This window comes from Streptacidiphilus fuscans (assembly GCF_015690355.1).
In the GTDB taxonomy this organism is placed as follows: Bacteria; Actinomycetota; Actinomycetes; order Streptomycetales; family Streptomycetaceae; genus Streptacidiphilus; species Streptacidiphilus fuscans.
This window is the reverse complement of the sequence record NZ_JADPRT010000014.1, coordinates 1-11694: the sequence shown is the minus strand read 5'-3', so window position 1 is coordinate 11694 and position 11694 is coordinate 1. Positions and strand designations below refer to the sequence as shown.

11 protein-coding genes are annotated in these 11694 nt (G+C 70.9%); 5 read left to right on the top strand and 6 right to left on the bottom strand.

All coding sequences use genetic code 11. The features are described from left to right. Positions 1-33 precede the first annotated feature (33 nt). The 6 genes from I2501_RS28250 to I2501_RS28225 form a co-directional block, all read right to left on the bottom strand. Entirely contained in the window at positions 34-900 is an 867-nt protein-coding gene (locus tag I2501_RS28250; protein ID WP_196197104.1) for an ABC transporter ATP-binding protein, read from the bottom strand. Next, positions 893-1921 (bottom strand): ABC transporter ATP-binding protein, encoded by a 1029-nt coding sequence (locus tag I2501_RS28245; protein WP_196197103.1) that lies wholly within the window; start codon positions 1919-1921, stop codon positions 893-895. Before I2501_RS28245 ends, I2501_RS28250 begins: the two co-directional genes overlap by 8 nt. Further along, positions 1918-2787 carry an ABC transporter permease gene (locus I2501_RS28240; protein WP_196197102.1) on the bottom strand — a complete coding sequence of 290 codons (870 nt, stop codon included), beginning with the start codon at positions 2785-2787 and terminating at the stop codon, positions 1918-1920. Before I2501_RS28240 ends, I2501_RS28245 begins: the two co-directional genes overlap by 4 nt. Next, positions 2784-3743 carry an ABC transporter permease gene (locus tag I2501_RS28235; protein WP_196197101.1) on the bottom strand — a complete coding sequence of 320 codons (960 nt, stop codon included), beginning with the start codon at positions 3741-3743 and terminating at the stop codon, positions 2784-2786. The genes I2501_RS28240 and I2501_RS28235 overlap by 4 nt, the downstream gene beginning before the upstream one ends. Further along, a complete protein-coding gene (locus I2501_RS28230) occupies positions 3740-5488 on the bottom strand; it encodes an ABC transporter substrate-binding protein (RefSeq protein WP_196197100.1) in 1749 nt (582 codons plus the stop codon). The genes I2501_RS28235 and I2501_RS28230 overlap by 4 nt, the downstream gene beginning before the upstream one ends. A 105-nt stretch (positions 5489-5593) precedes the next feature. Next, the gene (locus I2501_RS28225) at positions 5594-6595 is read right to left on the bottom strand and encodes an agmatine deiminase family protein (protein WP_328806691.1); all 1002 of its coding nucleotides are present in this window, start codon (positions 6593-6595) and stop codon (positions 5594-5596) included. 235 nt (positions 6596-6830) lie between these two features. Here I2501_RS28225 and I2501_RS28220 point away from each other — a divergent pair, with 235 nt between their 5' ends. The 5 genes from I2501_RS28220 to I2501_RS28200 form a co-directional block, all read left to right on the top strand. Then, on the top strand, positions 6831-7484 hold the full coding sequence (locus I2501_RS28220; RefSeq protein WP_196197099.1) for a TetR/AcrR family transcriptional regulator: 654 nt from the start codon (positions 6831-6833) through the stop codon (positions 7482-7484). Further along, the gene (locus I2501_RS28215) at positions 7481-8353 is read left to right on the top strand and encodes an agmatine deiminase family protein (protein WP_196197098.1); all 873 of its coding nucleotides are present in this window, start codon (positions 7481-7483) and stop codon (positions 8351-8353) included. Before I2501_RS28220 ends, I2501_RS28215 begins: the two co-directional genes overlap by 4 nt. Positions 8354-8408: 55 nt before the next feature. Continuing rightward, positions 8409-9602, top strand: coding sequence for an agmatine deiminase family protein (locus I2501_RS28210; RefSeq protein ID WP_196197097.1), 1194 nt, complete (start codon positions 8409-8411; stop codon positions 9600-9602). 20 nt (positions 9603-9622) lie between these two features. Beyond that, positions 9623-10342, top strand: coding sequence for an urease subunit gamma (gene ureA / locus I2501_RS28205; RefSeq protein WP_196197096.1), 720 nt, complete (start codon positions 9623-9625; stop codon positions 10340-10342). Next, positions 10339-11694, top strand: a 1356-nt coding sequence (locus I2501_RS28200; RefSeq protein ID WP_236047392.1) for an urease subunit alpha, incomplete at its 3' end; no start/stop codon positions are given. The genes ureA and I2501_RS28200, both read left to right, overlap by 4 nt.

Genomic DNA, 11694 nt, shown 5'->3' with positions numbered 1-11694 from the left:
ATATTTGCCCCATTATGTCCGCGTGCATATCGATCAGAGCGCTCGGCGCGCGGCGGCGATGAGCTTGGGGTTCCAGCCCGGACGCGGGACGGAGTCCAGCAGCAGCCGGGTGTAGGCGTGCTGGGGGTCGGCGAGGACGTCGGCGGTGCGGCCCGCCTCGACGATCCGGCCGTGCCGCATCACCACGACGTCGTCGGTGACGCAGCGGACCACGCCGAGGTCGTGGGTGATGAACAGGTAACCGATGCCGGTGTCCCGGCGGATGTCGGCCAGCAGGTTGAGGATCTGCGCCTGCACCGAGACGTCCAGCGCCGCGACCGCCTCGTCCAGGACGAGGACGGCCGGTTCGACGGCCAACGCTCGGGCGATGGCGACGCGTTGCCGCTGGCCGCCGGAGAGCTGCCGGGGGAGCGCGGCGGCCTCCCGCGCGCCGAGGCCGACCTGGTCCAGCAGTTCGCCGACGCGGCGGTCGTGATCGGCCCTGCTCCCGGGGACGTGCAGCCGCAGCGTCTCGCCCAGCACGCCGCCGACCGGCACCCGCGGATCGAGGGAGAGGAAGGGGTCCTGGAACACCATCTGCACCTCGCGGGCGCGTTCCAGCCGCGCTGACCGGCCGTGTCCCCGCCGTCCGCGTCCGGCCGGTCCGGACCGGTCCCGGCCGCAGACCAGGACGCTGCCCGCGTCGGCGCGTTCGAGGCCGACGATGATCCGCGCGGTGGTCGTCTTGCCGGAGCCGGACTCGCCGACGATGCCCAGCGACCCGCCGCGCGCGAGGCGGAACGAGACGTCGTGGACCGCCTGGACGCTGCCGAAGCTCCGGTGCAGGCCGGTGACGTCGAGGACCGGGTCGCCTCCGGCGCTGTCGGCGGGCAGGGTTCCTGTCGCAGTGGTGTCAGTCATGGAGGGCGCTTTCTGCGAGCTGGTCGGCGAGCCGGTCGCTGTGGTGGCAGGCGACGAGCCGGGACGGCTCGTCCGGTACCGGCTCGTGCGGGGGCAGATCCTCGGCGCACACCTCGGTGGCGAAGGGGCAGCGCGCCGCGAACGGACAGCCCGTCAGCTCCTCGCGCAGGCTGGGCGGCTGGCCCTGGATCGCGGCCAGCCGCCCGGCCGGGGCGTCGAGACGAGGCGTGGAGCGGAGCAGCGCGGCGGTGTACGGGTGGCGGGGCCGTTCGAACAGCGCCTCGGCCGGGCCGGTCTCGGCGATCCGGCCCGCGTACATCACGTAGACGCGGTCGCTGATGGCGGCGGCCAGGCCCAGGTCGTGGGTGACGAAGAGCAGCCCGGTGCCGAAGCGTTCACGCAGGTCGTCCAGGAGGCCGACGACCTCGGCCTGCGTCGTCACGTCCAGCGCGGTGGTCGGCTCGTCCGCCAGGATCAGTGCCGGGTCGCCCATCAACGCGGCGGCGATCATGACGCGTTGCAGCATCCCGCCGGACAGCTGGCCCGGGTACTGCCGCAGCGCCCGCTCGCCCAGGCCGACCGCCTCCAGCATCGTGACGGCGCGCTCGGTCGCGGCGTCGTCCGGGGTTCTGGCGTTCAGCCGCAGGCTCTCGGTGAGGAAGTCGCCGACGCGACGCAGCGGGTTGATGGCGGCCCGGGGGTCCTGGAAGATCATGGCCGCGGTGTGGGTGCGCAGTCGCCGCAGCCGGGCGGCGTCCATGGTCAGCACGTCCTCGCCCTGGACGGCGACCGTTCCCTCGGCCGTCGCGCCCGGCGGCAGCAGCCGCAGCACGCTGCGCGAGGTGAGGCTCTTGCCGGAGCCCGACTCGCCGACCAGCGCCACGGTCTCCCGCGCGCCGACGGTGAGGTCGACCCCGGCCAGCACCGGGCGGGCGGCGCCCGGAAGGTGCAGCCGCAGCCCGCGGACGTCCAAGGTGAACTCGGGTGTCGTGCCTGGTGTTGTACCTGATGTCGTGGTCATCGGTCCCTCCGGGCGACCTGGTCGGCCCAGCGTTCGCCGACGACGTTGAAGGCGACGACGGTCAGCACGATCGCGGCGCACGGCAGGATCGCCGAGAGCGGGTAGCCGGACTGGATGGCGCTCTCGCCGTCGAAGACCATCCGACCCCAGTCGGGCGTCAGCGCGGGCACGCCGAGGCCGAGGAACGAGAGACCGGCCAGGTCGATCAGCGCGTAGCCGAAGTTGATGGTGGACTGCGCCAGCACCACCGGCGCGATGTTGGGCAGCACATGGCGCAGGCAGATCTGCGGTCCGGAGTGGCCCTGCACCCGATACGCCTCCACATACGGCCGTTCGCGCTCGGCGAGGACCAACGAGCGGGTGAGGCGGCTGACATACGGCAGGTAGGCGACGCCGAGCGCGACGACCGGCGCGATCAGCCCCTCCCCGTAGATCGAGACGATCAGGATCGCCAGCAGCAACCCCGGGAAGGCGAAGACGAGTTCGGTCGTGCGCGAGAGCACCGAGTCGAGCCAGCCACCGCGCCAGCCGGCCGCAACGCCGACGACGACGCCCACGACGGTGGAGAAGACGACCACGCCCAGCGGGCCGAGCAGCGAGGTGCGCGCGCCGGTGATCAGCCGCGACGCGGTGTCGCGTCCGGAGCCGTCGACGCCGAGCGGATGGGTGGCGGACGGCCCGGCCAGCGCGTTGCCGAGGTCGACGGCGTTGGGGTCGTGCGGGGAGAGCCACGGCGCGAGCAGCGCCAGCAGCACGACGACGGCGAGGAAGCCGAGGCAGAGCAGGTAGAGCCAGGAACGGCCACCCCTGCTCCCGGACAGTCGCAGCCGGGCCAGCCCCGGTCGGCGGACGAGTGCGGTGGTCATCCGGTCGCTCCTCTCGTGCCGAGGGCGACCCGGGGGTCGACCAGCGGGAGCAGCAGGTCGACGACGAAGTTCACCAGCATGAAGATCCCGACGATGATCAGTGAGATGGCCTGGACGACGGGGAAGTCCTTCGTGGTCGTCGACAGGTCGAGCAACTGCCCGATCCCGTCCACGCTGAAGGCCGTCTCCACCAGGACGGTGCAGATGAGCAGGGTGGAGACGATCAGACCGCCCATGGTCAGCACCGTGCCCAGGGTGTTGCGGAAGACATGACGGCGGATCACCTGACGCTCCATCACGCCACGGCTGCGTGCCACGGTGACGTGCTCGTGGCCCATCACCTCCAGCATCGCGCTGCGGGTGACCCGGGCCAGCATGCCGATCAGGTAGAGCGCCAACGCCGTTGCGGGAAGCGCCAGATGCCAGAGCATCGAGCCGAACCCGCTGCCGCTTCCGCCGCTGGGGAACCAGCCGAGCTTCACCGAGAAGAGCCCCTGCAGCAGCACGGCCGCCACGAACGAGGGCGTGCCGACGGCGAAGGTGGTGCCGACCAGGACGGCTCCGTCGGTCGCGCCGCCGCGCACCGCGCCGAGCCAACCGAGTGCCAGCCCGACCACCACGACCAGCACCAGCGCCATGCCCACCAGCAGCAGCGTGCTGGGCAGCCGGGCGCCGATCAGGGTCGAGACCGGCGTCCGGTACTCGATGGAGCGGCCGAAGTCGCCCCGCAACACCTGCCCGAGCCAGCGCAGATACTGCTGCCAGAACGGGTCGTTCAGGTGATACTGGTCGTTGATCGCCTGGTACGCGGCAGGGGAGGCGGAGCGTCCCGAGAGCAGGAAGCTCGCCGGGTTGCCCGGGGCCAGGTACATGGCCCCGAAGATCAGGAACGAGGCGGCGAGCAGCGTCGCCGCCATCTCGGCCAGGCGCCGCAGGGCGAAGCGGGTGAACGTCATCCCGCGGCCCCGGTGTTCGTGGCCCCCGTGTTCGCGGCCTCCGTGTTCGCGGCCCCGATGTCGGCGGCCCACGGGTAGTACAGGTAGGAGATGGTGGTGGGCGCGCCCGTGATCCGCTTGTTCATGAAGACCGCGGTGGGCCAGTTCGCCACCGGGATCCACAGGTTCTGCTGCACCGCCAGCTGCTGCAACTTCGCCTCGATCGCCAGGCGTTGGGCGGTGTCGTCGGTACCGGTGGCCTGCTGGACCAGCTTGTCGTAGGCGGGGCTGCTGTAGCCGGCGTAGTTCTGGTAGTTGCCCGTCTCGAAGTTGGCGAGCAGGTCCATCGGGTCGGTGATGGACAGGTAGTAGGTCTCGGGGAACATGTCGATGCCCTGGCGTGCCTTGGGATCGGTGAACAGCGCCGAGAAGGCGTCCGGGGCGATCGTCCTCACCTGCACGTTCAGGCCGATCTCGGTCCCGGCCGCCTGGACGGCGGTCGCCAGCAGCGAGACGTCCTGGCCGATCGCGCTGGTGGCGATGGTCACCGTCTTGCCGGTCGCCCCCGCCTGCTTGATCAGCGCCTTGGCCCTGGCCAGGTCGGGTGTCGTCGAGGGCAGCGTGTCGAAGGCGGCGTGCAGCGTCGCCGGGTCGGCTCCGGCCCAGGAAGCCTTGTCCGTCAGCGCGTTGGTGGGCTGGCCGTTGCCGGCCAGGCCCTGCTTGACGAAGCCCGAGCGGTCCAGCGCGAGCGACAGCGCCTGCCGCACCCGGGCGTCGCCGAGCACGCCCTTCATGTCGGTGACGTTGACGTTGACGGTGCTCAGGCTCTCGCCGAAGTAGAGGGTGCCCACGCCGCTGTCCCGCAGCCGCTGGTAGCTCTCGGTCGGGATCAGGTAGCCGCCGTCGACCGCGCCGGTGAGCATCGCGTTGGTCCGGGCGGAGGGGTCGGTCAGGAACTCGAAGGTCACCTTGGCGGACTTGGCCGGGGTGCCCCAGTAGCCGGCGAACCGGTCCAGCTCGATCGACTGGCCCTTGTTCCAGGCCCCGAGCTTGAACGGCCCGGTGCAGTCGAGGCTGCCGGTGCCCCAGTTGGCCCCCGCCGCCTTGATGCCCTTCTCACTGGCCACCACGCCCGCGGCCGTGGCCATGTACTGCGGGAAGACCGCGTCCGGCGTCCGCAGCCTGACCGTCACCTGCAACGGACCCGTCTTGGTGATCGACGCGACGTTCTGGAAGACGCCCGCCCAGGCCGCGCCGACCTTCGGGTCCATCTGGCGGTCCAGGCTGTAGACGACGTCGTCGGCCGTCATCACGCTGCCGTCGTGGAAGTGCACGCCGGGACGCAGGTCGTAGACCCAGGTGGTCGGATTCGGGTGCAGCGCCTGCTGCGCCAGGCCCGGGACCTCCTTGAGCTGCGGCGTCCACTTCATCAGGCTCTCGCAGACGTTGGACAGGATGGTGTTCGACGGGTAGTCGAAGGCCATCGCGTAGTCCAGCGTCAGCGGCTCCGCGTACGAGGCCCAGGTGAACGAGGCGAGGTCGCCCTTCGGGAGCGGCGTCCCGGCCGAGAGCGCGAAGGCGCTCGCGGGCAGACCGGTCCCGGTGCTGGGCGGGCCGGAGCAGGCGGCGACCAGGCCGAGCGCCGCGGCGCATGCCACGGCAGCGGCGGCGCGCCGCCGGGTGCGACTGGTGTGTCGGGTGCGGTTGGTGCGGGGCCCGGTTGCCGGGTGGTCCGATCTGCCGGACGGGGGCTGGGGTTGGGGCATCGGAGCTCTCTTCCATCTTCCGGCCCACCGGGGAAGGCGGCGGGGGAGGTCAGCGGCCAGGGGTGACGGAACGTGCAAGCGTGCTGCGGGAGATCTGATGCGCGGTCAGGCGCGCGGGACCTGCTGGGTGATGCAGTGGATGCCGCCGCCGCCCCAGGCGACGGACGGGGTGGGGACGCCGACCACCTTGCGGTCGGGGAAGGCGGAGGCGAGGACGGCCAGCGCCCCCTCGTCCTCCTCCGGCACGCCGCCGACGGGGACCACGACGCCGCCGTTGGCGAGGTAGAAGTTCAGGTAGCCGACCTCGGTCCGGCGGCCGTCGACCTCGACGAAGACGCTCTGCGGCAGGTCGACGATCTCCAGCCGTCGGCCCTTGGCGTCCACGACGCCTTCCAGCACCGCGCGGTTGACGCGCATCCGCTCGTGGTCGGGGTGGTCCGGGTCGCTAGGCAGCTGGACCACGACCTTGCCGGGCGCGACGAAGGCGCAGACGCCGTCCACGTGCCCGTCGGTCTCGCTGTCCTCCAGGCCGCCGTAGGGGAGCCAGATGATCGTGGTGACGCCGAGCGTCGCCTTGAGCTCGTCCTCGATCTGCTCGCGGCTCAGGCCGGGGTTGCGGTTGGGGTGGAGCAGGCACTGCTCGGTGGTGATCAGCGTGCCCTCGCCGTCCACCGTGATCGCGCCGCCTTCGAGGATCATCCCGGAGGCGAGGCGCGGGACGTCGAAGTGCTCCAGCAGCAGGGCGGAGATCCGGTCGTCGGCGTCCCACGGGTGGTGCTTGCGGCCCCACGCGTTGAAGCGGAAGTCGACGCCCGCGCGTCCGCCCTTCCCGTCGAGGACGAAGATCGGGCCGGAGTCGCGGAACCAGGAGTCGTCGATGGGCATCTCGATCACCTCCACGCCGTCACCGCACAGCTCGGCGGCCTCCGTGCCCTGGCCGGGCAGGGCGACCATGGTGACGGGCTCGAACTCGGCTATCGCGCGGGCCACCGCCGCGTACTCGCGCCGAACGTCGTCCAGCACGGCACCCCACAGGTCCAGGCGGGTGGGCCAGGCCATCAGACAGCGCTCGTGTTCGGCCCACTCGGCCGGCATACGGAAGGACACAGGGATCTCCTCAGGTGCTGGAGGCGGGAGGGGTGCCCCGAATCATCCATCGAACTGAAACTTCAGTCAATACAGTCGGGCGGGCCGATTAGCCCTCCGTAGACGGTGGAATATCGGGCATTCCGCGCCATGTGGCGGCGTGGATCTGCGTCCGGCGGCGCTTGCGGGGTCCTGTCCTCGTCAGATTCTGAAGAACCAGTCAGCTTTTCGGCCCGATGGCGTAGTGTCTCCGTCTGTGTCAGACCGTCGAACTGAGATTCTGAGAGCCGCCACCCGCGTCATTGCTCGCCGTGGGGTGCGCGGACTGCGCGTGGGCGAGCTGGCCGCCGAGGCGGGCGTGTCGACGTCCTTGATCTACTACCACTTCGTCGACCGCGCCGGGATCCTGCGCCGGACGCTGGAGTACATCAACGACCGCGCCGACCGCTACACCGCCGAGCGCGGCGCGGTGGAGGACCTCGATCCCCGCGCCGACCTGGAGCAGGCCCTGCTGCTGGAGCTCCAGGACACCCCTGAGGTGCGCGAGAACAGCACCGCCTGGGGCGAGTTGCGCGCCTGCGCGATCTTCGAACCGGACCTGCGCGAGGCGCTGGCCAAGGCCACCTTGACCTGGATCCACGAAACCGCCGAGCTGATCGGCCGGGTCCGCCCGCAGGGCACCGCCCCCGCCCACGCCGCAGCCGCCGAGCGGCTCACCTCGCTGCTGGAGGGCCTGAGCATGCGCTGGCTCAGCGGCTCGCTCCCCATCGACCACGCCCGTCGCCTGCTCGCGGAGGCTATAGCCATCGAGCTGGACGCCATCGCCCCGGAGGTGGGCACGGTGGGCACGGTGAGTGCGGTGAGTCAGAGCTTGACTGAAAGTTCAGTCAATGCCAGTGTGGAGCCATGAACGAACCGCACTCCCTGTTCGGCCGTCTCTTCGGCGGGGCGCAGCAGCAGCCCGTGTCCCGGATGCCGGTGCAGCAGCGGGGGAGGGTGGAGGCCGACGACGTCCCGCACGCCCGTACGTGGATGTCCTGGCCGACGTCCCGGTCGATCTGGGGGCGGCAACTGGACGGCGTCCAGCAGGACATCGCCCTGATCGCACGCACTGTGGCCCGCTTCGAACCGGTCATCCTGTGCGCGCCGGACGAGCGCGAGGGACTGCCGTTCGAGCAGGCGGAGTTCGTCGGCGAGGCGGGCGCCGTCGAGACCGACGGCGACGGCACCGTGATGGCCACCGAGAGCAGCCTGGTCAACCGCAACCGCAACTGCGGCATGAGCCGCGACGAGGTCGAGCGGGCGGTGCTGGAGGCCTACGGCGCCGAGCGGATGATCTGGGTGCCGGGCATCAAGGGCCGGGACATCACCGACGACCACATCGACGTCACCTCCCGCTTCGTCCGCCCGGGCGTCGTCATGGTGCAGGTTCCGCCCGCGGACCGGCACGACGTGTGGGCGCGCGACGCCCGCGAGCAGTTCGACCTCCTGTCGCGCGTGACTGACGCACGCGGGCGTCGGCTGCAGGTCATCCGCGTCGAGGGGCCCGACCAGGTCCGCTCGCGCAAGTCGACGTTCGTCGACTCCTACCTGAACTTCCACCTCGTCAACGGCGCGGTGATCACGGCCCAGTTCGGCGACGTCGTCAAGGACGAGGGAGCCCGGCAGACCCTTGCCGCCGCCTTCCCCGGCCGCGAGGTCGTCCAACTGGACGTCGACCGGCTGATGGCGGGCGGTGGCGGCATCCACTGCTCGACCATGCAACAGCCCCGCGCCTGAGACCTGCGCTCATCTCTTACGGCTTACCGCTCACCTTCCTGCCCAGGAGTGATCCATGCCCTTTCCGCCTCCTTCGATATCCCGGCGGATGCTGCTCCAGTCCGCTGCGGGCCTCGGCCTGCTCGCCTTCGGCACCGCCGCCTGCTCCTCCTCGGACGCGTCCGACACGTCCGACGTGTCCGCCGGCCCGTCGCTGAGCCCGTCGGGGATCCGTGACGCGGCGGCAACGCCCGGTCGTGTCTTCGGCGCCGAATGGGAGTCCCACGCCCGGACGTTCATGAGCTGGCCCGCGTCCACCGACATCTGGGGTGGCCAACTCCCCGGCGTCCGTTCGGACATCACCCGCCTCGCCCAGGCGGTCGCCGGCTACGAGCCGGTGGTCATGTTCGCCCGTCCCGAGCAGGCGGACGACGCCCAGACGGCGGTCGGCAACAACGTCCAGGTCGTGCCGATCGCGGTCGACGACCTGTGGGCGCGCGACACCGTCCCGGTCTTCGTCCGCGACAGCGGCACGCTCAAGGGCGTCGACTTCAACTTCAACGGCTGGGGCGGGAAGCAGAAGGAGCACGGCAACGACTCCCAACTCGCCGCCGCCCTGCTGTCGAAGTACGGCATCCCGCGCATCCAGACCCCGATCGTCGCCGAGGGCGGGGCGTTCGAGACCGACGGCCAGGGCACGCTCCTGGTCACCGAGAGCTCGGTCGTCAACGACAACCGCAACCCGGGCATGAGCCGCGACGACGTCGAGGCCGAGCTGATGAAAGCCCTCGGCATCACCAAGGTCATCTGGCTCAAGGGAGTCAAGGGCAAGGACATCACCGACGCGCACGTCGACTGCCTGGTCCGCTTCGCCGGGCCGGGAGTCGTCCTGCTGGACAAGCCCTTCCCCGGCGCCCCCGCCGACGTGTGGTCCGAGGCCGCCGCCCAGGCGAAGCAGGTGCTGAGCCAGGCCACCGACGCGCGCGGCAACCCGCTGCAGATCGTGGAGGTCCAGGAGCCCGATCCCAACAAGATCACGGGCCAGGGCGACGCGTTCGTCTCCTCCTACATCAACTTCTTCGTCGCCAACGGGGCCGTCTTCATGCCCAAGTTCGGCGACGCGGACGCCGACGCGAACGCGCAGCAGATCATGCGCGACCACTTCCCGAACCGCGACATCGTGCCGCTGACCATCGACAACATCGCCTCGGGCGGCGGCGGCATCCACTGCTCGACCCACGACCAGCCCGGCACCCCGGCCCAGTCCTGACACTCAATCAGTGAGGCATCGTGCGACTGACACCGACAGAGAAGGATCGGCTGCTGCTGTTCAGCGCAGCCCAACTCGCCCGCGCCCGCCGTGCGCGTGGGCTGCGGCTGAACGTGCCGGAGGCGACCGCGTTGATCGCGGACACGGTCTGCGAGGCGGCCCGGGACGGGCGGCGGCTCGCGGAGGCGATCGAGGCCGGGCGCACCGTGCTGTCGGCGAAGGACGTGCTGCCGGGCGTGGTCGATGTGGTGACGACGCTTCAGGTCGAGGCGGTCTTCGAGGACGGGACGCGGTTGTGTGTGATCGATGACCCGTTCCGTGGTGAGGGTTCGCTGGGTGCGGAGGCTCCGGGCGCGGCGCTGCCGGGCGAGGGGGTCGGCTACGAGCCGGCCGAGCCCGTGGTGGTGCTGCCGGTGCGGAACACGGCACCGGTGCCGGTGACGGTGACCTCGCACTTCCACTTCTTCGAGGCCAACCCGCGGTTGGCGTTCGACCGGGCGGCTGCGTATGGGATGCGGTTGGCGGTTCCGGCGGGGTCGTCGGTGCGGTTCGACGCGGGCGCGGTCGTCGAGGTCGGCCTGCTGCCGATCGGCGGGGAGCGGATCGCGGTGGGCTTCGCGGGCCTGGTCGACGGCCCGTTGGACGCGCCTGGCGCACGGGAGGCCGCGCTGGAGAAGGCACGTGCCTGCGGCTATCTCACCAACTTCGAGCAGGACCAGGATCAGGAGGAGGCCCGATGAGCGGGAGCATCTTCGACGCGGCGGGCTGCCACGGCCGTCCGGGCGCCGTGCCGTCGTCCTTCACGGACCCGCACGACTACATCGCGGTCCACGGGCCGCGAGCCGGGGACCGGGTGCGGCTGGGTGACTCGGGGCTGATCGTGCGGGTCGAGTCGGACTCGCAGGAGCCGGGGCAGGAGTTCCTGGCCGGGTTCGGCAAGACCGCCCGCGACGGCCTGCACCTTAAGGCCGCGGCCGTCCGCGACACCTGCGACCTGGTCATCTCCAACGTCACCGTCATCGACGCCGTTGCCGGGATCCGCAAGACGTCGATCGGGGTCCGCGAGGGTCGGATCGTCGCCCTGGGGCGTGCGGGCAATCCGGACACGGTCGACGGCGTGGACGTCGTCGTCGGGACGGGGACGACGATCGTGTCGGGTGAGGGCTTGATCGCCACCGCGGGTGCGATCGACACGCATGTGCACCTGCTCTCGCCCCGCATCATGGAGGCGTCGCTGGCCTCCGGCGTCACCACCATCATCGGCCAGGAGATCGGGCCTGCATGGGGTGTGGGGGTGAACTCGCCGTGGGCGTTGCGGCATGCGTTCAACGCGTTCGACGCGTGGCCCGTCAACATCGGCTTCCTCGCCCGCGGCTCGTCCTCCGACCCCGCCCCGCTCATCGAAGCGTTGGCGGAGGGCGGCGCTTCGGGGTTCAAGGTGCATGAGGACATGGGCGCGCACACCCGCGCCCTGGACACCGCCCTGCGCGTCGCCGAGGACCACGACGTCCAAGTCGCCCTCCACACCGACGGCCTCAACGAATGCCTCTCCGTCCAGGACACCCTCGCCGTCCTGGAAGGCCGCACCATCCACGCCTTCCACATCGAAGGCTGCGGCGGCGGACACGTCCCCAACGTCCTGAAAATGGCCGGCGTCCCCAACGTCATCGGCTCCTCCACCAACCCCACCCTCCCTTACGGCCGCGACGCACTCGGCGAACACTTCGGCATGATCGTCTCCGCCCACGACCTCAAAACCGACCTCCCCGGCGACGCCGCCATGGCCCGCGACCGCATCCGCGCCGGAACCATGGGCGCCGAAGACGTCCTGCACGACCTCGGCGTCATCGGCATCACCTCAAGTGACGCCCAAGGCATGGGCCGCGCCGGAGAAACCGTCCGCCGCACCTTCGCCATGGCCGGAAAAATGAAACACGAACTCGGCCCCCTCGACGGCGACGGCAGCTACGGCACCACGGAGTCCGGCGACGACAACGAACGCGTCCTGCGCTACATCGCCAAACTCACCATCAACCCCGCCATCGCCCACGGCCTCGCCCACGAGATCGGCTCCATCGAACCCGGCAAACTC